The 24,803-nt window shown below is 45.8% G+C and carries 22 protein-coding genes and 2 tRNA genes; 12 read left to right on the forward strand and 12 right to left on the reverse strand.

Going from position 1 to position 24,803, the window contains the following annotated elements; genetic code table 11:
* Window positions 1-10: 10 nt before the first annotated feature.
* Window positions 11-646, reverse strand: a complete 636-nt coding sequence (locus ACRPK8_RS08670; RefSeq protein ID WP_432237868.1) for a sterol desaturase family protein — start codon at window positions 644-646, stop codon at window positions 11-13.
* 115 nt (window positions 647-761) lie between these two features.
* On the opposite strand from ACRPK8_RS08670, the gene ACRPK8_RS08675 reads away from it, so the two are divergent.
* The gene (locus tag ACRPK8_RS08675) at window positions 762-1,040 is read left to right on the forward strand and encodes a hypothetical protein (RefSeq protein ID WP_432237869.1); all 279 of its coding nucleotides are present in this window, start codon (window positions 762-764) and stop codon (window positions 1,038-1,040) included.
* A gap of 35 nt (window positions 1,041-1,075) precedes the next feature.
* On the opposite strand, the gene ACRPK8_RS08680 is transcribed toward ACRPK8_RS08675, so the two are convergent.
* Window positions 1,076-1,810, reverse strand: a complete 735-nt coding sequence (locus ACRPK8_RS08680; protein ID WP_432237870.1) for a metallophosphoesterase family protein — start codon at window positions 1,808-1,810, stop codon at window positions 1,076-1,078.
* A gap of 363 nt (window positions 1,811-2,173) precedes the next feature.
* Here ACRPK8_RS08680 and ACRPK8_RS08685 point away from each other — a divergent pair, with 363 nt between their 5' ends.
* On the forward strand, window positions 2,174-3,196 hold the full coding sequence (locus tag ACRPK8_RS08685) for a PTS transporter subunit IIC (protein WP_432237871.1): 1,023 nt from the start codon (window positions 2,174-2,176) through the stop codon (window positions 3,194-3,196).
* A gap of 94 nt (window positions 3,197-3,290) precedes the next feature.
* On the opposite strand, the gene ACRPK8_RS08690 is transcribed toward ACRPK8_RS08685, so the two are convergent.
* Window positions 3,291-3,363: transfer RNA gene (locus tag ACRPK8_RS08690), tRNA-Val, on the reverse strand.
* Window positions 3,364-3,548: 185 nt separating this feature from the next.
* Between ACRPK8_RS08690 and ACRPK8_RS08695 the strand changes: the two genes are divergently transcribed.
* Complete coding sequence (locus ACRPK8_RS08695) at window positions 3,549-6,680, forward strand: efflux RND transporter permease subunit (protein ID WP_432237872.1); 3,132 nt, start codon at window positions 3,549-3,551, stop codon at window positions 6,678-6,680.
* A 298-nt stretch (window positions 6,681-6,978) separates the two neighbouring features.
* On the opposite strand, the gene ACRPK8_RS08700 is transcribed toward ACRPK8_RS08695, so the two are convergent.
* Together ACRPK8_RS08700 and ACRPK8_RS08705 are read right to left on the reverse strand one after the other, a co-directional pair.
* Window positions 6,979-7,455, reverse strand: a complete 477-nt coding sequence (locus tag ACRPK8_RS08700; RefSeq protein WP_432237873.1) for a hypothetical protein — start codon at window positions 7,453-7,455, stop codon at window positions 6,979-6,981.
* Between the two features lie 65 nt (window positions 7,456-7,520).
* The gene (locus tag ACRPK8_RS08705) at window positions 7,521-8,345 is read right to left on the reverse strand and encodes a D-alanyl-D-alanine carboxypeptidase family protein (protein WP_432237874.1); all 825 of its coding nucleotides are present in this window, start codon (window positions 8,343-8,345) and stop codon (window positions 7,521-7,523) included.
* A gap of 211 nt (window positions 8,346-8,556) precedes the next feature.
* Here ACRPK8_RS08705 and ACRPK8_RS08710 point away from each other — a divergent pair, with 211 nt between their 5' ends.
* Together ACRPK8_RS08710 and ACRPK8_RS08715 are read left to right on the forward strand one after the other, a co-directional pair.
* The gene (locus tag ACRPK8_RS08710) at window positions 8,557-9,102 is read left to right on the forward strand and encodes a methyltransferase family protein (protein WP_432237875.1); all 546 of its coding nucleotides are present in this window, start codon (window positions 8,557-8,559) and stop codon (window positions 9,100-9,102) included.
* A 17-nt stretch (window positions 9,103-9,119) separates the two neighbouring features.
* Complete coding sequence (locus ACRPK8_RS08715) at window positions 9,120-10,607, forward strand: phytoene desaturase family protein (protein ID WP_432237876.1); 1,488 nt, start codon at window positions 9,120-9,122, stop codon at window positions 10,605-10,607.
* Between the two features lie 67 nt (window positions 10,608-10,674).
* Here the strand turns inward: ACRPK8_RS08715 and ACRPK8_RS08720 are convergent, their stop codons facing one another.
* The 3 genes from ACRPK8_RS08720 to ACRPK8_RS08730 all read right to left on the reverse strand — a co-directional run bounded on the left by ACRPK8_RS08720 (window position 10,675) and on the right by ACRPK8_RS08730 (window position 12,219).
* Window positions 10,675-11,241, reverse strand: coding sequence for a histidine phosphatase family protein (locus ACRPK8_RS08720; RefSeq protein WP_432237877.1), 567 nt, complete (start codon window positions 11,239-11,241; stop codon window positions 10,675-10,677).
* A 140-nt stretch (window positions 11,242-11,381) separates the two neighbouring features.
* A tRNA-Val gene (locus ACRPK8_RS08725) sits at window positions 11,382-11,454 on the reverse strand.
* 138 nt (window positions 11,455-11,592) lie between these two features.
* Window positions 11,593-12,219, reverse strand: a complete 627-nt coding sequence (locus ACRPK8_RS08730; RefSeq protein ID WP_432237878.1) for a nitroreductase family protein — start codon at window positions 12,217-12,219, stop codon at window positions 11,593-11,595.
* 188 nt (window positions 12,220-12,407) lie between these two features.
* Here ACRPK8_RS08730 and yhfH point away from each other — a divergent pair, with 188 nt between their 5' ends.
* From yhfH to ACRPK8_RS08750, 4 genes are all read left to right on the forward strand, one after another.
* Window positions 12,408-12,554 carry a protein YhfH gene (gene yhfH, locus ACRPK8_RS08735; protein WP_294743515.1) on the forward strand — a complete coding sequence of 49 codons (147 nt, stop codon included), beginning with the start codon at window positions 12,408-12,410 and terminating at the stop codon, window positions 12,552-12,554.
* A gap of 275 nt (window positions 12,555-12,829) precedes the next feature.
* Window positions 12,830-13,591 carry a polysaccharide deacetylase family protein gene (locus tag ACRPK8_RS08740; protein WP_432237879.1) on the forward strand — a complete coding sequence of 254 codons (762 nt, stop codon included), beginning with the start codon at window positions 12,830-12,832 and terminating at the stop codon, window positions 13,589-13,591.
* A gap of 15 nt (window positions 13,592-13,606) precedes the next feature.
* On the forward strand, window positions 13,607-14,248 hold the full coding sequence (locus ACRPK8_RS08745) for a YkyA family protein (protein WP_432237880.1): 642 nt from the start codon (window positions 13,607-13,609) through the stop codon (window positions 14,246-14,248).
* 101 nt (window positions 14,249-14,349) lie between these two features.
* On the forward strand, window positions 14,350-15,252 hold the full coding sequence (locus tag ACRPK8_RS08750) for an EamA family transporter (protein ID WP_432237881.1): 903 nt from the start codon (window positions 14,350-14,352) through the stop codon (window positions 15,250-15,252).
* A 22-nt stretch (window positions 15,253-15,274) separates the two neighbouring features.
* On the opposite strand, the gene nagE is transcribed toward ACRPK8_RS08750, so the two are convergent.
* The 3 genes from nagE to ACRPK8_RS08765 form a co-directional block, all read right to left on the reverse strand.
* Window positions 15,275-16,783 (reverse strand): N-acetylglucosamine-specific PTS transporter subunit IIBC, encoded by a 1,509-nt coding sequence (gene nagE / locus ACRPK8_RS08755; RefSeq protein WP_432237882.1) that lies wholly within the window; start codon window positions 16,781-16,783, stop codon window positions 15,275-15,277.
* Between the two features lie 209 nt (window positions 16,784-16,992).
* Window positions 16,993-17,190: a CsbD family protein gene (locus ACRPK8_RS08760; protein ID WP_432237883.1), complete on the reverse strand. Its 198-nt coding sequence runs from the start codon at window positions 17,188-17,190 to the stop codon at window positions 16,993-16,995.
* A 153-nt stretch (window positions 17,191-17,343) separates the two neighbouring features.
* Complete coding sequence (locus ACRPK8_RS08765) at window positions 17,344-18,546, reverse strand: ornithine--oxo-acid transaminase (protein ID WP_432237884.1); 1,203 nt, start codon at window positions 18,544-18,546, stop codon at window positions 17,344-17,346.
* Between the two features lie 186 nt (window positions 18,547-18,732).
* Here ACRPK8_RS08765 and ACRPK8_RS08770 point away from each other — a divergent pair, with 186 nt between their 5' ends.
* Window positions 18,733-20,754, forward strand: a complete 2,022-nt coding sequence (locus tag ACRPK8_RS08770) for an EAL domain-containing protein (RefSeq protein ID WP_432237885.1) — start codon at window positions 18,733-18,735, stop codon at window positions 20,752-20,754.
* A gap of 62 nt (window positions 20,755-20,816) precedes the next feature.
* Here ACRPK8_RS08770 and ACRPK8_RS08775 read toward each other — a convergent pair whose 3' ends face one another.
* Window positions 20,817-22,214, reverse strand: a complete 1,398-nt coding sequence (locus tag ACRPK8_RS08775) for a basic amino acid/polyamine antiporter (protein WP_432237895.1) — start codon at window positions 22,212-22,214, stop codon at window positions 20,817-20,819.
* 110 nt (window positions 22,215-22,324) lie between these two features.
* Here ACRPK8_RS08775 and ACRPK8_RS08780 point away from each other — a divergent pair, with 110 nt between their 5' ends.
* Together ACRPK8_RS08780 and ACRPK8_RS08785 are read left to right on the forward strand one after the other, a co-directional pair.
* Window positions 22,325-23,008: an MgtC/SapB family protein gene (locus ACRPK8_RS08780; protein WP_432237886.1), complete on the forward strand. Its 684-nt coding sequence runs from the start codon at window positions 22,325-22,327 to the stop codon at window positions 23,006-23,008.
* A 109-nt stretch (window positions 23,009-23,117) separates the two neighbouring features.
* Window positions 23,118-24,752: a peptide ABC transporter substrate-binding protein gene (locus ACRPK8_RS08785; RefSeq protein WP_432237887.1), complete on the forward strand. Its 1,635-nt coding sequence runs from the start codon at window positions 23,118-23,120 to the stop codon at window positions 24,750-24,752.
* The last annotated feature ends 51 nt before the right edge of the window (window positions 24,753-24,803 follow it).

Raw genomic sequence — 24,803 nt, forward strand, 5'->3', positions numbered from 1 at the left:
AAACCGCCGGTCAATCGATCGGCGGTTTTTTAGTATCTGATTCTTTTTCTAAATTACGTGCCGTCTGGCTAGAGACGACCGTTTTTTCATCCTTCAGTGTGCCAAACAACCAATCCCCGACCGGATTCGAAACGCCGAACCAGTAGTGTTCATTCTTGAAATGGTGCAACAGATGCGTCTTTTTCATCCATTTCCCAAAGCGCGTCTTCGGCTTCAGTGGAACGTGCGCCACATAATGTTTCCATTCGTAAACAAGTAACATGACGATCAGTCCACAGGCAGCTGCCGCTGTCGAAACGATAGACTGCGTCAGAAGATACGTCAAACCTGCAAAGAAACCAAGGTTCGGCAACGAATACCAGACTGGTAAAAATAACAGATGCAATTCATTCGGATGCGCATGATGATCATAGTGGAGTCGTTTCAATAGCTTTCGTCCGACTGCATTCTTCGGTGGCGGTAAATGAAACAAAAAGCGGTGTGTCAGGTATTCACTGAAACTAAAGACAAGGAGTCCAAGGCAAAAGAATAAGAGGACTGACCAATGAAACGGCTGAGCAATGGTATAACTGCTTATTCCGATCAGTAGCACGCACATGATCAAAATATCTGGAAATAGAAAAAAACGACGGTAGATGTCCGACATGATACCCTTCCCCCTTCTAATGCATTACCGTAGCGTTCATCGATTCGTCACGTTTTTTACTTCAAGTCGTGTAATCCTTCTCGCTCCTTCCCTTATACTAAAAAGGAATGGAGTGATGATCGTTTTGAGTTTATCGACCGGAATCATGTTTGTCTTACTTGCTTATACACTCCTGTCACTCTACGACATGTGGCAGGTTTACCGGACAACAAGCAAGCTCTGGATATTTGTCTTGTTTCTTGCAACACTAATCAGTCTTGTCCTTGCTTTTTTTGTAGCCCCTCTCCTTGCGCTATTCTTCTACTGGTCACGTCATCCGTTGAAACGAAACATCGGCATCCTGTTACTGATCGTCGTATGCCTCGTATCAATCATGACGAAATTATCGGCTTGATCAACTTCCTTCATGAATGTTTCATGAAGGATTTTTCATGTTCTGTTGCCGAAGAAAAGACGCCGCATCAACTCCCGCTCCGGCATTTCTGTCGTGTTGAGCACATTCAGGAACGGTCGGTCATCATATGGAATCATGAGGATTTCCGACCGGACGTGGTCCTTCTCCCAGTTGACGATCGCTACCGGAGCGACGGTCGTCTGCTGACACCCGAGCGCACCAGGATTGATGTAGAGTGTTTGATTCGTCTCAACTTGTTGTGCTGGGTGATGATGACCGAAGCCAATGATTCGTGCGTGAGTTCCAGCAAACAGGACGGATAGGTTTTCTTTCGTTCCTTCTACTGCTGGTTTTAATGGTTCATCCCCAATCTTCTTAGTTAGATCGGCATAGGCATAGTGCGTCAGATGCATAATCTGTTCCTGATGCGTGATATTCAAGACACGCGGTAATCCTTCTAAATACTTCTGATTCTCATGCGTCAGTGTATTCGCGATCCATTGATGATGTTCTTTAGCGTGCCGGTAGCTATCGGGATAGGTCTCCCCATGGATTAAAGCAAGGACACATTCGTCATGATTTCCGGAAATCGTCTGGATATCAGATCGATGCTTCAATAGCTCAATGACCTCATTGTGTTCTGGCCCGACGCCGACAAGATCACCAAGACAATAGACGGCATCAATGTCTGATTGTTGATCGAGATAGGACAATGCTGCACGCAATGCCGATGCATTTCCGTGAATATCGGTCAAGAGCATGACTTTCATGTAAACGCCTCCATTGTTGTTAGATTAGGATTTCCCGGATGATAGGGTAAATTCCTGTCAGATTTAAGCAAAAATAAATTGTCAGAAAATATTGATTATTAGTCATAAGCGTGTTAGGCTTAGAAAAATTCACAGAGAGGGGCACGATCGTATGATACCGACACAGCAGCCATTTAACCAAGCCGGACGACTGATTATTCTATGCATGAGGGACTGAAAACTTTTCCGATGATGACACGGAAATGATTTTTGGGCCCTTCTTTCGATGCATCGAATGAGGCGCCCGCACAGAATGAGTGGCGCCTATCCCAAAAACGGATAGGCTTTTTTCATGGCAAAAAAATAGAGATAGACAGAGAGAGGATGACAACGTTGAAAGAATATGCGATGGATCGAATGGTAAAAGTATCGGCTGGAATGGCAAATGCCGTCCTTGTGACACTTGGTGTCGGACTCCTGATTGAAACGCTCGGAAATCTTCTACATATCCAAATGCTACTAACGATTGGCGGCATTGCAAAAGTACTACTCGCTCCAGCACTTGGTGCCGGTATCGCCTTTCAGCTCGGCGGGAATACACTCGTCCTCTTCAGTGCAATGATTGCTGCGACAATTGGCGGTGCTGCTCTTCAGACGACCGCATCCGGACTCGTTCTAGTTCCCGGACAACCGATCAGTGCATTACTCGCTGCTGCGGTTGCCGTATACGTCGGAAAACGCATGACTGGAAAAACGAAATTTGACATGATGGTCATCCCGATGAGTGCTGTCCTAGCTGGTGGTATCACTGGAATCGGAGCTGCTGCCGTCACGACACCACTCCTTACACAATTCAGCGCCATGATCACAGCGTCGGTCGAATCGTCTCCTATCGCTACGTCTCTTGTCATTGCACTCATCTTTAGTGTCCTATTGATGTCTCCTGCTTCGTCCGCTGCGCTTGCTATCGCTTTACAACTTGATCCTGTAGCAAGTGCCGCTGCACTCATCGGCTGTTCTGCTCAATTCGTCGGTTTTACGTTGATGGCCTATCGCCAGACGGATCCAGGCGGTTTGATTGCTTCTTTCTTTGTCACACCTAAAGTACAATTCCCGAATATCGTTAAAAATCCGCGTCTTGTCGTAGCACCGTTTCTCGCAGCAATGATTTCAGCGCCTGTCGCGACGTTGCTTCTCTCTTTGAAAGTACCCTACGAACTCGCAGGGCTCGGTTTAAATTCGATGATTGCACCACTCAACATCTTCGTCAATCAAGGACCGCAAGCTTTCTTCGTTTTCTTCTTGACTGGTGTTGTCCTACCTGGTGCCTTGACGTTCGTCTTCTATCGATTGACGACTGTCGCCGGGTGGACGAAACGTGGCGATCTTCATCTTGAGATCCAATAAAAGGATTGACCTATCTTCTAACTATTCCTGATTGATTTCGGGAATAGTTTTTTTAACGCAAAAAATCGCTCCTTCGAAAAGGAACGATTCGGTATGATTCTGACTGGGCTCGAACCAGCGACCTCTACCCTGTCAAGGTAGCGCTCTCCCAGCTGAGCTACAGAATCATGCTGTGTTGTTACTGGGTATGTTTTTATTATAGCAGCATATCGAAAAGTGTAAAGCCTTTTTAATAAAAAAATTTATCTTTTTTCAAAAAGATCTTTTTCCATAAAAACAGTTTTAAAGTTGCGGCTTCTATGAGTGTCCTCTACTATGTAAATAAGCACATATAAACGAAAGGAGCGTTCACATGAACTTTTTAACCCGATTTAGTTTGAAAAACTCGGTTGCTGTCTTCATCATTGCAATCCTATTAATTTTAGGAGGCGTCTATTCCTTCTCACAATTAAAAGTTGATCAGTTTCCGGAAATCGAGTTTCCTCAAATTTCAATCGAAGCGGTCTACCCCGGTGCCTCACCTGACGATGTCGATCAACAAGTCGTCTCAAAACTTGAAACTGCTTTAAAAGGTATTGAAGGATCAACGAAGCTGACAAGCTCTTCTTATGAAAGTATCGGTATCTTAAATATCGAATTCCCGTTTGATACCGATATGGACAAAGTCGAACAACAAATCGACGCTGCCATTCAGGATGCTAATCTTCCAGAGGAAGCGACAACGAAATTAAATCGCTTGTCATTCGGTTCATTCCCGATCTATAACATCTCCTTCTTCAGTAAAGATGGGAAAGATATCGAAAAAATCCTGAAGGAAGAGATTGAACCCGAGCTAAACAAAATTCCGGGTATCAACAGCGTTTCCGTCGGTGGTTATAAAGATGATCTCGTTCAAATCACCGTTGATAAAGAGAAAGCAACGGAAGCAGGTCTCTCACTTTCTAGTATCAAGGAACAAATCAATGGAAAATTCGTCTCGTTCCCATCCGGACAATTATCGGAAAACGATTCGAAAATCCCGATTCGCGTCGAAGAAAAGCTAGAAAATCTTGATAAATTAAAAAATCTACAATTAACACCCGCTGCAGGAGCTACTGGTTCATCAAATAACAATCAGTTATCTGCTGGTGGTCCGCCGCAGGGTACAACGCAAGGACCTCCTAGTACAACAGGTGGAGCAACTGCAGATCAGGCATCTCAACCGGCAGAACCGATTCGTCTAAAAGACATCGCGAAAATCGAAGCGATCTCGCAACAAAGTGAAAAAACGCGTTATGACTTAAAAGACTCCTTATCGATGGCGATTACGAAGAAGCAAGATGCCAACACGGTCGAAATCGCAGATGAAGTCACGAAAATTCTCAATAAATATGACGATCAAGTCGACTATACGATTGGAATCGATTCCGCGAAAGACATCGAGGAATCCGTTGCGACACTCGTCAAAGAAGGATTACTCGGTGCTCTCTTCGCATCGCTCGCTGTTCTCTTATTCTTACGAAATATCCGTGCAACCATTATTGCCATCGTCTCGATTCCGTTATCGTTGCTCATCGCAGCGATCTTCTTGAACTGGCAAGATATTTCATTGAACATCATGACGCTTGGCGGGATGGCTGTTGCAGTCGGCCGGGTTGTTGATGATAGTATCGTCGTCATTGAGAATATCTTCCGGCGCGTCCGAAAATCAGAATCCGGGATGTCGGATGAGGTCATAGAACAATCGACGAAGGAAATTCTAAAAGCGATCACATCATCGACATTGACGACCGTCGTCGTCTTCCTGCCGATCGGATTCGTTGGTGGGATTACCGGTAAATTCTTCTTACCGTTCGCCTTGACGATTATTTTCTCGTTACTTGCTTCACTACTCGTTGCGATTACGATTGTACCGATTCTCGCGAAATTTGCTTTCAAAAAGGTACCTGCCGAAGAAAAAGAAGGTGCACTTCAACGGTGGTATGGCAAGCTGATTGAAAAATCACTTTCGCACAAGGCAATCATCTTAATCGTATCGTTCGTCCTTCTCGGTGGTTCGCTTGCGATCGTACCGCGTCTCGGCTTTACATTTATTCCGAACGAAGCATCGAAGACATTGACGGCGTCGCTTGAACTTCCTGCTGCTACATCACTTGAAAAAACAAGTGACGTCTCGTTTGAGATGGAAAAAATGTTCGACAAAGAACAAGCAATTGCTGATGTGACGACTTCTGTCGGCGCGCGTGACTTTACGACAGGCTTACGCCTCGATAACAAGGCAAGCTACTTCCTGAACTTGAAGGATGGTGCAAACGTCGAAAAAACGATCAAGTCACTTGAAACACAGATGGAAGACATCGCTCAAGACGAAAACGTCGATGTCAAAATCAGTGTAGCCGAACTATCGACAGGTGGTCCTCCATCAAATAACAATGTTGATGTCGACTTGTTCTCAAATGATCTCGAAGCACTCCAAAAAGCTGCGAAACTCGTTGAAGATAATATGTCGAAAAATAATGATTTGAAATATATCACGAATAACTTCAGTGAAAAACAAAAGCAATTCCTTGTTAAAATTGATCCGGAAAAAGCGAGTGATCGCGGACTATCCGGCTTCCAGATTCTCGGTACCGTCAATGATCAGACAAAACCTGTCACAGTCGGAACACTGAATCTTGATGATAAGGATCAGGACGTCCAATTATCTTACGAAAAAGATCTCGTCTCGAAGAAAGACCTCGAAGACGTACAACTCTTCTCGGCTAACGGTCCTGTTGCCTTAAAGGATGTGGCAGACGTCCAGGAAGTCGAGACGTTCACATCAATCCAGAAACTCGACGGTAAAGTATATGCTCGTGTATCCGGACAAGTCAAAGGGGACGATGTTCAGAACGTATCGAACGCCGTGAAAGCAGATGTTGAAAAAATCGATTTACCAGACGGTGTTTCGCTGACAAGTGGCGGCGGAAATGATGATACGGTCGAAATCTTCCAGTCACTCGGCATCGCGATTGTCGTTGCGATCGGACTCGTTTATCTGACGATGCTGATCACGTTCGGAAAAGCACGCATTCCGTTCATCATCTTGTCCTCTCTGATCTTTGTTCCAATCGGTTCGCTTGTCACGCTCTTCTTGGCAAAAGAACCGCTATCGGTTAGTGTCATGATCGGTTTCCTGATGTTAATCGGAATCGTCACGACGAACGCCATCGTTCTCGTCGACCGGATTGGTCAAAACGTCGGACGTGGTATGCCAATTCGTGAATCATTGATTGAAGCGGGTAAAACACGATTACGCCCAATCCTGATGACGGCATTTGCAACGATCATGGCATTGGTACCACTCGCATTAACAACTTCTTCAGGAACATTGATCTCAAAAGGTCTTGCCTTGACGGTCATCGGGGGACTGACGACGTCTACCCTCTTGACGCTGATTATCGTTCCAGTCGTTTATGAACTGTTTTTCTTCAAAAAAGCAAAAAAAGAACGGACAATCCGTTAAGAGCAAATAAAAGGGGATGACTCAAAAGTCAGTTTCCACAAAGATGAGGGTGGCAGAATGATTTTCTGCCATCCTTATCTCATAACAAAAAGAATGACGCATTACACGCCACTCCTACAGGAAAAAGCGCATCTTTGCGCTGTCAGAGACAAACAAGACCCGGTTTCCCGCTCTATTCGAGCAGGAAACCGGGTCTTGTGTCTCGCCTGAGGAAAGGGCGTGAAAAAATACGTCATTTTTTGAGTGTGCCTATTTGTCTACAATCTAAGAGTCGATCCTTTTTGATCGGCTCTTTTGCTTAGGATTCCAGTTGTTCATCCGTTCGTTCCAATGTGCCATTATGCTCGGCTACCAATCCATCCAGTACGGAAGGTTCAAATTCTTCACCGATCGCGATGATACCTGTTTTACCTGGTGGTATCACACCAAGCGTCCGCTTGAATGTCTCCTGAATTTCTTGATGTTCCTTCACATCTTTTGATCCGCCAATCAGCATGCCGGTCATCGAACCGAGCAAGATGCCGAATGGTCCGCCAAGGATTCCTACAGCCATTCCAATCAACGAACCTTTCACGACACGATTGGATCCGTTTAAATCCGCTGCATCTTCAAACGAAAAAGCACCATTCTCGTTCCGCTTGATGACAGCAATCTGTTCAAAATCAACTTGCCCTCGGGCATGATACTTTTTTAATTCACTGAACACTTGATACGATGTCGCTTCTTCATTGAAAGTAAAGGTCATGATGTGATGTTTCGCATCTTTTTTCGCCATCCGTTCCACCTCTTTCACCTGAGACGACTATCCGACGGGTTCGACATCCTCTATTTACCATGTTTTTACGAAGACGAAACCTGTACCGGTTTCCACGGTGCCAGTTGGAAATACTCCTCCATCGTCAATCCGCTCAGTTTTAAGCGGGCAGCAAGTGTTGCCCCGACATAACGGTAGTGCCAGCTCTCATACGTATAACCTGTCCATGCTTCCTTCCCGGATGGATAACGAAGATGAAAACCATATCGGTGCGCATTGGCAAACAGCCACTTCGCTTCTTTCGTTTTGGTGAAACTGAACATCGCGTACTTGGAAGAATCCGCTCCGCCGATATCAAACGCAAGTCCAGTCTGGTGTTCGCTTTTTCCCGGCTCCGCACTATACGTGCTTGCTTTCTCATACCCATCCCGCGCGACATACTTATCGAACAATGCTTTTTGATAAGCATAAGAGCGGTATGTACTAAATGCCACAAGCGTGATCCCTTCCTTTTTCGCTGCCAGGCGCATCTTTTCAAAAGCGGCTCGCGCCTGCTGATTTTCACCTGGTGCATAAGTCGAACGTAGCGGCAAATTTTTGTTCGCGATCAGTGTCTTACCCATTCGTTTTCCACCGATTTGTGCATCCGTCAACAGATACTTCGTACTCGCATAACCAATTTTCGTTCCATATTGTACTTTTGACCACGTACCGACTTTCGACAGTTCCGTCACATAGATCCCCGTCGGAATGACCGCAATACTCGGTTGTTCAAGCGATGCTCCTTGTCGTAAATGAAGAGGTGTCTTAGCTTGACGATAAGAGGAGCCGGCTTCAACTGAAGGTATGTAAACCGACGTACACGCTGCTGTTAATGCCATCGTCGTGATGAGTGTCTTGATGTATTTCATGAATCTGTCTCCTTTATGCACAATCAGTTGCATCCATATTTTAGATTAGAATACCATTGTTTATTTCAAACAGGGTTCTTTCGGAATGCTTGTCATGAAAATGAAGTATTTCTGAAGTTTTCTAAATGTAGCTTAAGGACGAATTGCAATGGGTAAATAACGATGTATGCGGTTATGAAACATGATTCTACTGTAGAAAGGAGTAGCGTACGTGTCACTTTGGGAATGGATATTCAGTATCGGCAGTATCTGCTGGATCGGTGAGATGATTCGCTTTCGCAACCGTTCCGAGTCGAAGGCAGGAACAGCTGAGCAAATCAGCTTTTATCTGATTTTCTCCGTCCTGAGCGGAACGATCATCTGCGCTTTCCTGTTTGCAGAGGAAACCGTTTCTCAAGCAATGCGCATCATTTCATGCTTTCTGTTGTGGAGTGGAGTCGCCTTACGCCTATGGGGTATTCTTCACTTGAAACAACAATTCACACGTCACGTCGTCGTCGCATCGGGGGACGAGCTTGTCAGTAGTGGTCCCTACCGCTTTTTGCGTCACCCGCTCTATACCGGTCTTCTTTTTATTACGATCAGCTTTCCGCTGTTCACCGGTCAACTTGTCCTGCTTGTGTTTTCCGGACTACTCATGATTGGTTTTCTGCTTTACCGAATCCGGATCGAAGAAGCGATGTTAACGAAAGGCTTCGGCCCTGCCTACACGCAATGGGCTGCGAAACGAAAACGACTGATTCCATTCATCTACTAAAAGGAGAAGTGATTCATTTGAAGAAACGCGCAATCGTCATTGGAGCCGGTCTTGCCGGAATGTCTGCCGCCATTCGTTTAGCCGGAGATGGCTACGCGGTTACCATGCTTGAAAAGAATGCGAACGTTGGTGGAAAACTGAATCAACGTAGCGGAAAAGGCTTTACTTTCGATACTGGTCCATCCATCTTAACGATGCCTTGGGTACTCGAACAACTCTTCTCAAGCGTCCACCGCAATCTAGATGATTACTTAGAAATTGAACGGATCGAGCCGCAATGGCGCACATTTTTTGAGGACGGAACAAAAATTGATGTCAAAGGGGATTTGCCGGGAATGCTCGAGGAAGTCGAGCAGGTTTCGTCACGCGCAGATTTCGTTGAATTGTTCCGGTATTCGAAGCAAATGTACGACTTATGCCTCGACAGTTTTTATAAATACAGTCTTGAAGATTTAAAAGACTTAAAGAAATACCATACGATGTCGGACTTGCTCAAGATGGATCCGATGAATACCGTCGCGACCGGTACAAAAAAGCATCTGAACGATCCGTATCTGGAACAACTGTTCAATTACATGGTCATGTATGTCGGTTCCAATCCGTATCAGGCACCTGCCGTCTTCAACCAAATGATTTATGTCCAAATGGGACTCGGTATCTATTATGTCAAAGGCGGCATGTATCAGATCGCCCGTGCCATGAAACGTTTACTGGACGAACTCCGTGTGACGATTCATTTGAACTCACCGGTGGAACAAATCGTTCTCGAAAATAAAAAGGCGGTCGGTGTCATCTCAAACGGCACATTCCATGCAGCAGATATCGTCGTCTCAAACCTCGAGGTCATTCCGACGTACGAACGGATCGTACCTGAGAAAAAAGCGCGGAAGCAAGCAAAAAAATTACAGGCGTCGTTCGCCCCATCTGTCTCAGGACTTGTTTTGTTGCTTGGTGTGAACCGAGAATATTCCGGACTTGCACATCATAATTTCTTCTTCTCTGAAAATCCGGAGCAAGAATTCGCTCAGATGTTCAAAGACAGAACACCTCCTGAGGATCCGACGATTTACGTCGGTGTTTCCTCCAAATCCGATCCTTCGCAGGCGCCTGAAGGAAAAGATAATTTATTTGTCTTAACACACGTCCCTCCACTGACCCTCCAAAAGGGAGAAGTCGACTGGGATGCTTATCGAGATGTCGTCCTAGATAAACTGGAACGGATGGGGCTTCATGGTCTGCGGGAATCCATCGAGTTCGAATATCGGTTTACACCGGAAGATTTGAAGGAATTATACGGTCCAAACGGTGGATCGATTTATGGAGTGGCGGCAGACCGGAAGAAAAATGGCGGATTTAAGATTCCGTCCAAAAGTGATCTGTACGAAGGACTTTATTTCGTCGGGGGGTCCACACACCCAGGCGGTGGTGTGCCGATGGTGACTTTGTCTGGTCAACTGACGGCTGATTTGATTCGTAAACATGAAGGTGCAGTTACAACGCCTTAACGCCACAATCGGCACAACAACCGAAAAAAAACGGCCAAACGGAGACGCACATCCGTTTGGGCGTTTTTCATTGACTGGTCGTATTCAAGGGTATGACCTGAATGTCCACTTCGCCTGTTTCATCTATAGTCAGCCGATATACTGCCGGCATCGGTAAAGTCTTCCAAAAGGAATAGTCGAACGAAGCATCAAATGCCTGCAAAAGCAGTACCATGATATTTCCATGTGTTCCAAGAACGAGTGTTTCCTCAGGATGTTGCACGAGCAATCGGTCGATGCACTGCCGAATCCGGTCCGTCGCCTCTTCATTTGTTTCTCCCCCGTACGGATTTTGATCCGGATGTTGCCAGACAAAGGTGACAGCTTCTTGAAAATCAGTCAGTGCTCCGGGTGCAAGCAGCCGCTCCCGTAATGCTTCCACCTCGACGATGTCCTGTCGACGTTCTATTGCGAGCGGGGAGATCGTTTCCACAGCTCGTCGATACGGACTGCTGTAAAACCGGTCAACCTGAATCCCCTGAAATACCTTACATAAGTGATGGGCATCCTGTACCCCTTTCTCTGATAACGGACGCATTCGTTCATCCGGTGAATAAGTAGAGTGAGCATGGCGTACGAAATATAGAATGGTCATTTTATATATCTCCTTTTTTGTACATCATCCCTCGAACTCTGGTGGATCACTGCTTTAAAAACCGGTCGAGGAGTACTATGATTCAAAAAATAAAAAAAGCGCCCGCTTCTCCTGTTACAGAAGAAGCGGACGCTTCGGTATGATTCTGACTGGGCTCGAACCAGCGACCTCTACCCTGTCAAGGTAGCGCTCTCCCAGCTGAGCTACAGAATCATGTTTGCAGTACGTTATGTACTTGCTAGGACATGTATTAATATATCAAGAAACTAAAAGGCTGACAAGTCTTTTTTCAAAAAAAATTAAAAAAGTTGAAATGGAGGAATTGATCCCCGATTCCTCCATTTCAACGTCTTACAGGAACGTTGATACCTGATCAACCGGTAAACGCAACGCCGGACGTTTTTTTGCATCTTCGACCGCTTTTCCGACAGCAATCAGCATGACCGGTACATAACGGGCTTCCGGAATGAATGTCTTCGCAAACTGTTGATGATCAAAACCACCCATGGCAAGCGTTGATAATCCGCGCGCTTCTGCCGCAAGCATCAATTGCATCGCCGCAAGACTCGCATTCGACATCGCTGCATCACGTCCGTACGCTTCGCTTTGGTAAGCACCTTCCACTTGTGCCTTGATTGAATCGAACAAGTCCTCCGTCATACCGCCCGCTTCCACTGCTGGTCCATAGACCGGATTATAGTTTCGATTCGCTTGCACGTCTCCTAAAATCGCGATGACTGCTGAGGCAGACGTGATGGCTGGCTGATTGTAAGCGATCGGTGCCAGCTGTTGTTTCGCCTCTTCTGAATGGAAAACAGTAAAATGCCAGTGTTGCAGATTCCAAGCACTCGGTGCCGCTGTCGTCCATTCCAGTAGTTCTTCCACTTCCTGTTTTGAAAGTTTGAATGTTTCGTCGTAATGACGAACAGAGCGTCTTTCTGTCAATACACGCATTGTATCCAGTGTTGCTTGTGTCATGAATGAATCCCCCTTATGATTATCAGATTACTTAGGTATCGTAGCATGTCTCTTTTTTATTGTCCTGCATCAGTACTCGGCATTTTTTTACCTGTTATAAAACAAAGATTGACTTTATCCCTCTGTACTAATACAATAAAAACAAGAAAACAGACACTCGTGTTTCATTTCAAAGGAGGAATACACGTATGGAGCAACCTCTTTACCAAGAAGCATCTGCTGAGTTTTACCGTGAGCTACCCGTAAAAACATGCGCTCACTGTGGAAAAGAGATGGATGAGCAATGTGAATCCTATCAAACGGAATGTGATGAATGTGCTGTAACCGAACACTAAGAAATCCCGAAACAATCACTCCTATAGTGGTTGTTTTTTTATTTTGACAATATACTTTCTAACGAAAAGACGGTTTTTTCGAAAAATCGTTAACTCGTCATCTTTTTGTCATCTGTTTGTTACAAATGAAACAGACAAAATGTTACATTATTTGTATATGATCTTTTGGACAAAAGGAGCGACAGACAACGATGGATCCATTCACTTCAAGCTACGACAGCGGACTTGGGCCAAGACCGCGGACAAAAAGAAAAAAAGTTCTCCCCCGATTTTTGTTGCTTCTGACCATCCTTTTACTCGGAGTCGGAGGGTATGTTGCATACCGGTATATGTTCACCCCTGCCCCAAAAGCAGTTACTGCCAGTAAACCGATAACAGAAGTTCCCGTTGCCGATATGGAAAAAGCACGCATCGAAAAATGGAACGGCGTGACGAAAAAAGTTGCCTATTTAACATTTGAAGACGGACCAACCGCTTTGACGCCGGATCTGCTCCGGACATTAAACGAACTCGATACCCGTGCTACCTTCTTTTATCTTGGACCACAGGTAAAATCTTTCCCAAAAGAGGTGCAGGCAGCCGCTAAAGCCGGTCACTATATCGGACTTCACGGCGAAACACACGATTACGCTACGCTATATGAAAAAGGGAAGTACGTATCCGAGATGCAGAGTGTTCAAAAGAAAATTTACGAATTGACGAAGCAGACGCCTCATTTGACAAGACCCCCTTACGGATCCAAACCCGGGATTACGAAAAAAATGGCTGCCGCGATACATTCTGCCGACTTCCGTGTCTGGGACTGGACGATCGATTCAATGGACTGGTACTACAAAGATAGTGCGAAGGAAGTCGTACAGACAGTGATCCGCCGGGCAGAACGACCATTTGAAATCATCCTGTTACACGAACAGCCGCAAGCCATCAAAGCACTTCCGGCTATCGTTGAAGGACTTCAGAAAAAAGGCTATCAATTTGCGATCTATGATGAGGATTTCCATATCCCTTATAATTTCGCGCAACATTCAGATCTATAAGGAGTTAACGTCCAGATGAAAAAATCACTCTTAGCGATGCTGTTCATGACTAGCTTCGGACTCGCTGCTTGTTCCAATGATTCTCCCGCCTCCCTTCAGCAAAAACTGGAGCAGCAAGTCAAAGGAGAAGAAAAAGCATACACGCTTGCCGATCAACGTGCGCGAAAGGACGAAATTTCAGTCAATACGTATCAAGCTGTCCTCGATGCGGGAGCTGAAGAAATCAAACGCGCCCGTAACGAACGCGAGGAGCTGGAAGCCTTAAACGTCGAGCGGCTTTCGTTATTGAAACAGGAAGAAACGCTTCGTAAAAAAACGTATGCCGAACTCGACCTGGATGACATCAAGGATGCCGTGAACCAGCTTGACGGAAAGGCAAAACTGGAAGGAACGACCTTGCTGACGCTCATCAAACAGCGCGAGCAGACGTTTGATACATTCGTAAAAACGTACCGGCAATCGATTGCTGCTGAAAAGAAAGTGCTTTCACGCTTGACGGAAAAACCGGATTTCGTTAAGATTGATGAGTCGACAGCTGATTTAAATCGTTTATCACGGAAGGCTACCGCCTCGTTGAAGAAGTGGAATCGGTTGACCGTTCAATACAATCAAACGAAAACACGGCTGTATCATTTACTTGACACATCAACTCAATAAATCACACAGGTTGCAACCAAACCCTGTCCAAAAAACCTGGACAAGGCCCCGTTGCAACCTTTTTTGTGTGGTTTTTAGTAAAAAATGGAGGGAAATCATTCATGCATCGCTCAAAAGCAACCTTATTCGTTCTCATTGGCGCCATCAGTTACGGTGTCCTCTCAACGATCGTCAAACTCGCTTATGCAGCCGGGTTTGATTCGGCAGCCGTTTCAGGAAGCCAGTTTTTCTTTGGCTGGCTGATGATATTCGGACTCGCCCTATTTACGAAGAATTTACGTCTCGACATCAAAACAGCAGGACTTCTCATGCTGATTGGTATATCGAGTGGTACAACAGGATACCTATACTACCAGAGTCTTCAGACCGTATCCGCATCCGTTGCGATCATCCTGTTATTCCAGTTCACCTGGATTGGCGTCGTGATCGATGCCCTTGTATTCAGACGCTTGCCGTCGCGTGCCCACTTCTTGTCTGCACTTCTGTTGATTGGCGGAGCTATTCTTGCAAGTGCCGCTTACTCGAGTCCGCTTGATTTACGCGGTACATTGTTTGGTCTCGGGGCAGCCGTCAGCTTCTCGATTTTCCTACTCGCTAGTGGACGTATTGCTAATCATCTACCTGTCGTCAAGAAAAGTTTTTATATGATGACGGGTGGTCTCGCTTTTGTCATGATCATGTATCCACCGACGACGTTCTTATCCTCTGCGAATTTCGAAAACGGTCTTCTCCTGTATGCGATTCCGCTCGGTCTATTCGCATTGATTTTGCCACCACTTTTATTTGCAGCGGGTGCACCGCATTTGTCTCCGGCAAGCGTCTCTTTGCTTGGGGCAGCTGAATTACCGACAGCTGTCATCTGTTCCGTTTTAATTTTAGGTGAACACCTGATGAGTTCCCAATGGATGGGGATCGTCATCATTCTCGTCGGTATTTTTTATCCGATTTACCGTTCGAGTAAAACTGCGCCTGTTGCGAACGTACAGCAAAACGACCTTTCCTGAGTTCAGGAAAGGTCGTTTTTTCTTACTTCTGCCGTTTCATCGCATCCGCAACGAATTCGACATCCGTGCCGATGATGATTTGGACACTCGTCGCGCCCATTTTCATGACACCTTTCGCTCCAGCCGCTTTAATGACCGCTTCATCAATGATATTTGGATCCTTGACTTGAAGACGTAGACGTGTCGCACAGTTATCAATCGATGTGACGTTGTCTGTTCCTTGTAGTCCGGCAAAAATCTGAGCTGCCTGTTGCTCATACTTGTCGTCCGAGTCTGTCAGAACAACTCCCGTGTCTGTGACGAGCGATTCATCTTCACGTCCTGGTGTCTTCAAATCGAATTTCGTGATCATGAAGTAGAACAGGAAGTAATAAACGACCGCGAACGCGAGACCAACCGGGATGATGAGTAACGGTTTCTTCGCAATACCGAAGTTCAAGGCATAGTCGATAAAACCAGCCGAGAAGGAGAAGCCGTGCAAAATGCCGAGCAAGTTGACGATGGCCATCGAAAGACCGGTCAGTACTGCATGGATGACGTACAATACTGGTGACAAGAACATGAACGAGAACTCGATTGGTTCCGTAATCCCGGTCAGGAACGACGTCAGACCAAGACCAATCATTGCCCCGGCAACGGCTTTACGGTTTTCCTTGCGCGCAGCCATGACGATCGCAAATGCTGCAGCTGGTAAAGCAAACATCATGATTGGGAAGAATCCGGCTTGATAAATACCGGCCGTCGGATCTCCAGCGAAGAACCGCGCGATATCACCGTTCGCGACCGTACCATCTGCTTTTTCATATGAACCGAAGACGAACCAGAAAATATTGTTCAAGACATGGTGCAATCCGACAGGAATCAGGAGACGGTTAAAGAATCCAAACAGAGCAGCACCTCCTGCACCGAGTCCAACCATCCATTCGCCGGCACCATTGATGCCCTGCTCGATGAACGGCCAAATGTATCCAAAGATAAAAGCAAGCACGAGCATGACTGCTGATGTAATGATCGGAACGAAACGGCGACCACCGAAGAATGCCAACCAATCCGGCAGCTTAATGTTGTAGAAGCGATTGTAGAGAAGACCGGCAACGATACCCGCGATGATTCCACCGAATACCGCCATATTGACGGTCGAACCGAGTGTCGCCTGATTCGCGATCGAACCAAGTGTCGCGCCGTCGACCTTCGTCGAGGAATCATTGACGATTGCGGCGATTGCATCATACTTCGCCTGAATCTGTGCACTCGAATAATCCTTGTTCATCGAATCGACGCCATTCTTTAATACTAGGTAGCCGATGGCTCCGGCAAGACCCGCGGCGCCACTTGCATCGATGGATAGACCGATGGCGACACCAATGGCAAATATCAATGGTAGGTTATCAAAAATAGCCCCTCCTGCTGCGACCATCAACGGAATATCAAGCATATCCGCTGAACCTAAGCGAAGCACGATACCCGCAGCCGGTAATACTGCGATCGGTAGCATCAAGGCTTTCCCAATTCGTTGTAGAAACTGCAACATACCTTTCACCCTTTCCTGAATAAACAATAATGGCAGAACAATGTAAACGCTTTTACGTGTTTTATTATTCCACATAAATATCTAAATGACTAGACCTTTATACAAATTATTTTTGATCTTTTTTCTTTCATACGACACATCTTTCTATAAGACATGAAAAACCGGACTAGAGCGGTGTCTAGTCCGGCTGAATTCTTTTAAAAACGATCTTAGCGACGATTCGTATCTTCAACATTTTGTTGAACGTTTCCGACTGTTTTTTTAGCGTCACCTTTTAGTTGATCTTTTTTTCCTTCACGTTCTGTTGATTTGTCTCCCGTCGCTTTACCGAGTGCTTCTTTTGCTTTTCCGGCTGCTTTATCGACGAGACCATCTACTTTTTTATTGAGTCCACTGTTTTCTGACATGTGAATTACCCCCATTTAAAAGTTTTTTTTGCGATAGTTGTATGTTCCCTTGTCACAGGTTTTCAAACGTTCTCTGTATCAAACTGGATTCTGGTCCAAACCAAAACAACAGTGAACATACTGTCCACTGTTGTTCGATTTAAATCTATCTTTTTATTGGGCGACAGAAACACCCAACACTTGTTCAATCCGTTCGAACGCCCAATCTAATTCTTCTTTGGTGATGACGAGCGGTGGTGCAAAGCGAATGACTGTCTCGTGTGTTTCCTTGCACAGTAAGCCTTTCTCTTTCAATGCTTCACAATATGGTCGTGCGGCTTCTGTCAATTCAACACCAATGAATAATCCACGACCGCGGACTTCTTTAATCATCGGATTTTCGATTTGTTTTAGTTTCTCCATGAAGTACGTACCGAGTTCAAGTGAACGCTCCGGTAACTTTTCATCTTCTAATACTTCAAGTGAAGCAATCGAAACAGCACAAGCGAGTGGATTTCCGCCAAACGTCGAACCATGCGATCCCGGGTTGAAGACAGAGAGGACATCCTTGTTCGCAGCCACACAGGAGATTGGGAATACACCACCTCCAAGTGCTTTACCGAGAATATACATGTCAGGTGTTACCTCATCCCAGTCTGAAGCAAACCATTTTCCTGAACGTCCAAGACCAGACTGAATCTCATCTGATACAAGAAGAACATTTTCAGCACGGCATACTTCCTGTGCATCCTTCAGGAAGCCGTCGTACGGAATTAAAATACCAGCTTCCCCTTGAATCGGTTCAAGGATGAATGCTGCTGTATTTTCCGTGATTGCCTGTTTCAATGCATCGAGATCCCCATATGGAATCGTCTTGATCCCCGGAAGGAGCGGTCCGAATCCGCGTTGGTACTCTGCTTCTGTCGACATGGAGACGGCTGTCATCGTCCGTCCGTGGAAGTTCCCCTCGCAGACGATGATTTCAGCATCACCCGGAATTTGTTTGACTTCGTATGCCCAGCGACGTGCTGCCTTTACCGCTGTCTCGACTGCTTCAGCGCCTGTGTTCATCGGTAAGACCATGTCTTTCCCTGTCAATTGCGCTACCTTTTCATAGAAGAAACCGAGTTGATCATTGTGGAACGCACGTGACGTCAATGTAATCTTATCTGCCTGTCGTTTTAGCGCCTCGATGATCTTTGGATGACGATGCCCTTGGTTAACCGCTGAATAGGCACTCAGCATGTCCATGTAACGACGTCCTTCCGGATCCGTGACGAAGACCCCTTCTGCTTCTGAGATGACGATCGGGAGTGGATGGTAGTTATGTGCTCCGAACTGTTCCGTCTGTTGAATGATTTTCTCTGTTTGATTCATCGTGATTCCCCCTCATTACTCTTTAGAAAACGCTTTCAATGCCATTATAGCAGATTCTTTCATAGAATCTTCATTTAAAAAATGTTCCACAAAGAGGATTCCGATGCGTAAGAATTGAATATATTGGGAATAGACAAGACAAGTGAACCGTCATCTCTTTTCCTCATAAAGGAGCGTGCGCACGTAATGGACCGTTCGACCATTGATTCCTATGAAGTCGTCATTCAAGAGTTTCCACTACCGTCCTTCATCTTAAATATTGATTTGACCATCCGTTCCTGGAATGAGTTAGCGGAGCAGCAGTGGGGCTGGACGCAACAGGAAATCGTCGGTCAAACCGTTCCCTTACTTGACCAGGAAGATATGGCATTCAGCCATCAGATTTGGCACGCTTTTCTAGAGCGCCGCCAATCGGTCCAATTGCCGAATACCTCCTTAATTCATAAATCCGGCACTTCCATGACATCGACGCTGCTACTGTCCCCTCTGCTTGATGAGACAAACAACGTCATTGCCGCTTTCGTTTGCTGTATTCCGTCTGTTGAACAACCGGTTGCCACGAAACCGTTATTCCAAGGGCTGATGGATTTACGCCAGGCATTCGATCAGATTGCCTGTGTCGCTGTATTTGACGCACGCGGTACGATTACGTATCTAAACGACCAACTCACGGATGTAACGGGTTACTGTCCTGAAATGCTCATCGGACAGCCCTGGACCGTAATTCTTGATCAAACGAGTTCGACTGTCTCGGAAATCCGGACGCAACTTCGTGAACGCAAAGCTTGGTCTGGTCGTCTCAGTTTGAATGCTCATACGGGGGAGCGTAAACATCTTCAAGCGACGCTTATTCCGATCTATGATGCAAACGGTGTTCGTTTTCAACACCTCTTCATCGGAACGGACATTACTGAGACAACCGTATTAGAGGAAGAACTCGACTTTTTAGTTCACCATCACGAGATGACACATCTGTTGAACAAACGAGGCTTTTTACGTGAAGGTGAAGCGCTGTTCCGTTCTGCTTCATCTCATGATCCCATTGCCCTCGTATTATTTGATATCTACCGTTTTAAAGTCATCAATGACTCGTTTGGAACACATGTGGGTGATCAACTGTTACAAGCAATGGCAGCTCGACTCGTTCAATATACGAATGGTGTACTGGCTTTTCATCCGACAAGTGATTTGTTCGGCGTTCTGTTACCCGCCCCTTCTAGTAATTTGCTTTTTCAGTACGCACGAAAGTTACAACAGGCACTGCAGCGTCCATACTATATCAATGGTCACTCGCTCATTGTTTCCTGCACGTTCGGGATTACGACATATCCGTCTGAAGCCAAAACACTGGAAGATTTGTATCGACGGTCTGAGACTGCACTTTACGCCGGCAAATCGATTGGTACAGGAACGATCCAGTATTTAACTCACGAAATGGATGCGCAATTCACACGAAAAATCCAGTTGGAACGCTCGCTATTTACAGCCTTAGAAGACCGGTCGCTCTATCTTGCCTATCAACCGATCATCGACCTGCAAACACAAGCCGTCGAGGGGTTTGAAGCCTTGTTACGCTGGAACCATAATGCACTCGGCAGCATCCCGCCGGACGAGTTCATTCCGCTTGCTGAAGAGGCTTCCCTGATTACACCGATCAATAACTGGGTCATCATTGAAGCGTGCGAGCAGCTTGCGAAGTGGCAGAAGACAATCAGCTCCGAACTGACGATGGCGATCAACATCTCACCGCATCAATTCCAAAGCGACTCCTTCATCCGGACGTTACAGCATGTCGTGACCGAGCGACTCGTTTCACCGTCTTCCATAACACTCGAGATGACAGAAAACATCGCTATTTTACAGACACAACGGACGGTCGAACGGATGCATCTCATCAAATCGCTCGGGTTCCGTTTATCCATTGATGATTTCGGCACCGGTTATTCCTCATTACAGTATCTGAGTGCCTTTCCGATTGATGAACTGAAAATCGATAAAGTCTTTATCGATGGTCTGGCCACGAACGATCATGCTTTACTGGACTCAATCATACAGCTCGGCCGTAATCTGAATTTGAACTTAGTTGCTGAGGGCGTCGAAACCGAGCATGCCTTATCCTATTTGAAAACGACGGACTGTCAGCACATGCAGGGCTTCATTTTTTCTGAACCGTTGTCCGTACAAGAAGTCGAAAAACGATTTTTATAACCTTACGCCAAAAGAAGTCCCGATGGGTTTTAACCCACCGGGACTTCTTTTGCGTAGCATTTTTACAATTGAATTTCTCCTACGACCATTCCGTACACCGCTACCCCAGCTAATACAACTAAAATCATGCTGGCAATCCATTCATACCGTGACATGCCTGTCCGTTGCTGTTCTCGTTCTGCTAACGCATAAGCGAGAATCCCTGGTGCATAGACTAATGCTGCAATAACGATGTACCAGATACCGGACGCATATACGAGCCAAATCGAGTAAACGGAAGCGATGACAGAGAAAAGGAGCATTTTCCGATTTCGTTCTTCTTTTGAAGTCCGTATGCTGTACAGGGCAGATAACAGGTACGGTAACAACGCACAGATTCCGGCGATACTCGATAGAACAAGATACGTTTGAGCAGAAAAGAGCGCAATGCCGGCGACGACCTGTGTTGCGATTTGTGTAATCAATAAGGCGCCGACTGGTGCCCCTTTACGGTTCGTCTTCGCAAAAGCTTTCGGAAATGCTCCGTCCTTTGCTACGAGATACGAAATCTCAGAGGCAAGAATCGTCCATCCAAGAAGAGCACCTGATAAGGAGATAATCAGACCAATCATGATGATTGTTGCACCGGCCGGTCCAATCGCCGCTTCAAGTACATATGCCATCGTCGGCTCCTTGAGCCCTGCCAACTGCTGTTGATTGAGTACACCAAGTGATAAGACCGAAATCAGGATATAGATGACTAAAACACCGACCAGACCAGTTACTGTCGCTTTTCCGACATCACTCCGGTTTTTAGCACGACTTGATAAGACGACGGCTCCCTCGATTCCGACGAATGCCCAAAGTGTGACGAGCATCGTCCCTTTGACTTGCTCAAAAATCGAACCGAGTTCCGTCCCCTCTCCCCAGATGTCTAAATTAAACGTTTTTACATTAAAGGCGATGCCGACGAGTAAGATAAAAATCAAGATCGGAACGAGCTTTGCGATCGTCGTAATCAGATTGACGAGTGTCGCTTCCTTGATTCCGCTTGAGACAAGCCAAAACAATCCCCAAATGACGACAACACTCATCAAGAGAAGGAATAGCCGATTTTCCGCTGCAAAAATCGGGAAGAAATAACTAATCGCATTAAAGACGAGTGTGATGTTCGCAACGGTTCCAATCCAGGCCGACACCCAGTACCCCCATGCACTGTTGAAGCCGATGAAACGTCCGAACCCTTCACGTGCATAAGCATAGATGCCGCCTTCAAGTTCCGGTTTACTGTTTGCTAAATGCTGGAACACGAGGGCGAGCATGATCATTCCGACCCCTGTAATACTCCAGCCGATGAGAATCGGACCGGCACTTGCACTTTGTGCCATTGCTCCTGGAAGGTTAAAGGCACCTCCACCGACCATCGAACCGATGACCATGGCAGCTAGAGCAAAGAACCCGATTTTTTGCTGATTCATGATGAGACACTTCCTTTTTCGTATATCTATTACATCTGACGTATATTCATTCGAAAGACACAAAAGTCATTATAACAAATCACCTTCTAAAGTAAAGAAAGGATTTGAGACGAATGGACTGGATTCATGTTTTTCAGCTCGAGGACCTCTTCAAACTCCTGTTAGCCGCTACACTTGGAATCTTCATCGGTTTCGAGCGTGAAATCAAAAATAAACCGGTCGGTATACGCACTAGCCTCGTAATTACCCTCATCAGTTGTCTTTTAACCATCGTATCCATCAAATCCGTCCTGCTCTACCACGATATGGCGACACATGTTCAAATGGATCCGATGCGACTCGTCGCTCAAATCATTACCGGAATCGGTTTCATTGGAGCTGGTGTCATTTTGCGCCGTCCACATGACATCGTCAGCGGACTGACGACTGCTGCTATCATTTGGAGTGCAAGCGGCATCGGCATCGCTGTTGGAGCCGGCTTTATCTGGGAATCGATATTTCTCGTCCTATTCCTTTTTTTCTTGCTCGAGGGATTGACCTGGATCATGCGTCGCAGTAACAATAGCCGTTTTGAAGCAAATGTTCTCGTTGCTCATCTGTTACTCCCTGCTGCACTTGATCCTTCTGATATCGTACTTGCGCTCGAACAAAAGGGGGTCCGCATCACGAATATGCGTCTGCGTGGAAATCCCGTTCGACTCACGTTACGGATGTATTCCCCGCATACCTTGACCATATTCCTACTTTATGACTATTTGACATCGCTCGGGATTGAGGATATAGACCTTGATCAATGAGAATTATCTGAAAATTTATGTTGCATTTTTAAACACTTTCACTTAAATTAACAATATGTTCACATTTTTCTGAAATATTTAACTCTAACTATCGGGGGGTCATCGTTCCATGAATAAACCAACTAAAATCGCTTTTGCTGGGTTATCCAGCATGGCACTGCTTGCCGTCGCCGCATGCGGTCAAGGAAATGACGAGAATGCAAGCGGATCAGATTCAAAAAGTAAACAAAAGGAAGTCACGCTCGTTTCAACGACGGATGTACCTCAGCTTGATCCGACGAAAACGACGGACTCGACTTCTATCATCGTCACGAATAACGTTTTTGAAGGACTCTATCGCCTTGATGGTGACAACAAGCCTACACCTGGAATCGCCGAAAGCGTCGAAGTCTCAGATGACAAAAAAACATATACGTTCAAATTGCGTAAAGATGCCAAATGGTCGGATGGATCAGCCGTCACAGCGGATGATTTCATTTATTCCTGGAAACGGGCACTCGATCCGAAGACTGCAGCAGAATACGCGTACATTCTGCAAGATTTAAAAAATGCCAATAAAATCATGGCGGGTGATGCTGAACTCGATGAACTCGGTGTTAAAAAGATCGATGATCAGACACTTGAAGTCCAGCTTGAAGCTCCAGCACCGTATTTCCTTGGTTTGACGAGTTTCCCGACTTACTTACCACTCAAGCAGTCGTTCGTCGAAGATAAAGGAGACAAGTTTGCAACAAGCGTCGACACAATGGTCTTCAACGGACCTTTCGTCCTCGATAAATGGCAATCCAATGCAGGATGGACATATAAGAAAAATCCGGATTACTGGGATAAAGCAAACGTCAAGATGGATAAAATCGATGTAAAAGTCGTCAAAGAAATTTCGACTGGAGTTAACCTCTTTGAATCAAAAGAAGTCGATTTCGCACCGATTACATCTGAATTCGTCTCACAATACGAAAAATCAGAGGATTACAAGACGCGTCCGGATGCTCGAATCAACTTCCTTCGCTTCAATCAAAAGAATAAGGCATTGAAAAATAAAAATATCCGAAAAGCTCTCGCACTCGGCTTTGAGAAGCAAGGCATTACGGATGTCATCTTAAATGACGGATCAAAACCAGCAAACTTCATCGTTGCAAAGGACTTCACGTTCACACCGGATGGTGAAGACTTCCGTGCGAAGTATCCAGATCTCCAAAGCTATGATGCAGATGCTGCGAAAAAAGCATGGGATGCCGGATTGAAGGAACTCGGCGTCAAAACGGTTGAACTTAGTATGCTATCGCGTGATGAGGATGCCTTCAAGAAGGTCTCTGAATTCTTAAAAGGTGATCTTGAAAAGCACCTTCCAGGTTTGACGATCAACATCAAACAACAGCCGTTCAAGAACTTCCTCGATCTTGAATCGAAGGGTGAGTATGATATCTCTGCCGCCGGATGGGGACCTGACTACCAGGATCCGATGACCTTCCTCGATATGTGGTTGACTGATGGAAGCTTTAACCGGATGGAGTATTCGAATAAAGAGTTCGATGCACTCATCAAGGATGCGAAACAAGAAGCCGATGAAGCAAAACGCTGGTCGGAACTGCAAGAAGCTGAAAAAATGCTCTTAGCGGAAGACTACGCGATTGCACCAATCTATCAAAAAGGGGAAGCTTACCTGCAACGGGCGAATATCGATAAACTTTACCGTCACCCGTTCGGTGCTGATATGAGTTTCAAATGGATGGAATTGAAGTGATCCAAACGGAGAACTGATTCGTTCGACCAACAAGTAGTGGACATCGTCCGC

This window comes from Exiguobacterium sp. TDN 0502, assembly GCF_050846835.1.
In the GTDB taxonomy this organism is placed as follows: Bacteria; Bacillota; Bacilli; order Exiguobacteriales; family Exiguobacteriaceae; genus Exiguobacterium_A.

Coding starts and splice junctions, on each gene's coding strand:
- ACRPK8_RS08675 (WP_432237869.1), top strand. CDS start 762: ATGATCGTTTTGAGTTTATCGACCGGAATCATGTTTGTCTTACTTGCT.
- ACRPK8_RS08765 (WP_432237884.1), bottom strand. CDS start 18,546: ATGAATCAAACAGAGAAAATCATTCAACAGACGGAACAGTTCGGAGCA.
- yhfH (WP_294743515.1), top strand. CDS start 12,408: ATGGAGCAACCTCTTTACCAAGAAGCATCTGCTGAGTTTTACCGTGAG.
- ACRPK8_RS08685 (WP_432237871.1), top strand. CDS start 2,174: ATGACAACGTTGAAAGAATATGCGATGGATCGAATGGTAAAAGTATCG.
- ACRPK8_RS08720 (WP_432237877.1), bottom strand. CDS start 11,241: ATGACCATTCTATATTTCGTACGCCATGCTCACTCTACTTATTCACCG.
- ACRPK8_RS08670 (WP_432237868.1), bottom strand. CDS start 646: ATGTCGGACATCTACCGTCGTTTTTTTCTATTTCCAGATATTTTGATC.
- ACRPK8_RS08730 (WP_432237878.1), bottom strand. CDS start 12,219: ATGACACAAGCAACACTGGATACAATGCGTGTATTGACAGAAAGACGC.
- nagE (WP_432237882.1), bottom strand. CDS start 16,783: ATGTTGCAGTTTCTACAACGAATTGGGAAAGCCTTGATGCTACCGATC.
- ACRPK8_RS08785 (WP_432237887.1), top strand. CDS start 23,118: ATGAATAAACCAACTAAAATCGCTTTTGCTGGGTTATCCAGCATGGCA.
- ACRPK8_RS08745 (WP_432237880.1), top strand. CDS start 13,607: ATGAAAAAATCACTCTTAGCGATGCTGTTCATGACTAGCTTCGGACTC.
- ACRPK8_RS08750 (WP_432237881.1), top strand. CDS start 14,350: ATGCATCGCTCAAAAGCAACCTTATTCGTTCTCATTGGCGCCATCAGT.
- ACRPK8_RS08680 (WP_432237870.1), bottom strand. CDS start 1,810: ATGAAAGTCATGCTCTTGACCGATATTCACGGAAATGCATCGGCATTG.
- ACRPK8_RS08780 (WP_432237886.1), top strand. CDS start 22,325: ATGGACTGGATTCATGTTTTTCAGCTCGAGGACCTCTTCAAACTCCTG.
- ACRPK8_RS08760 (WP_432237883.1), bottom strand. CDS start 17,190: ATGTCAGAAAACAGTGGACTCAATAAAAAAGTAGATGGTCTCGTCGAT.
- ACRPK8_RS08695 (WP_432237872.1), top strand. CDS start 3,549: ATGAACTTTTTAACCCGATTTAGTTTGAAAAACTCGGTTGCTGTCTTC.
- ACRPK8_RS08770 (WP_432237885.1), top strand. CDS start 18,733: ATGGACCGTTCGACCATTGATTCCTATGAAGTCGTCATTCAAGAGTTT.
- ACRPK8_RS08705 (WP_432237874.1), bottom strand. CDS start 8,345: ATGAAATACATCAAGACACTCATCACGACGATGGCATTAACAGCAGCG.
- ACRPK8_RS08700 (WP_432237873.1), bottom strand. CDS start 7,455: ATGGCGAAAAAAGATGCGAAACATCACATCATGACCTTTACTTTCAAT.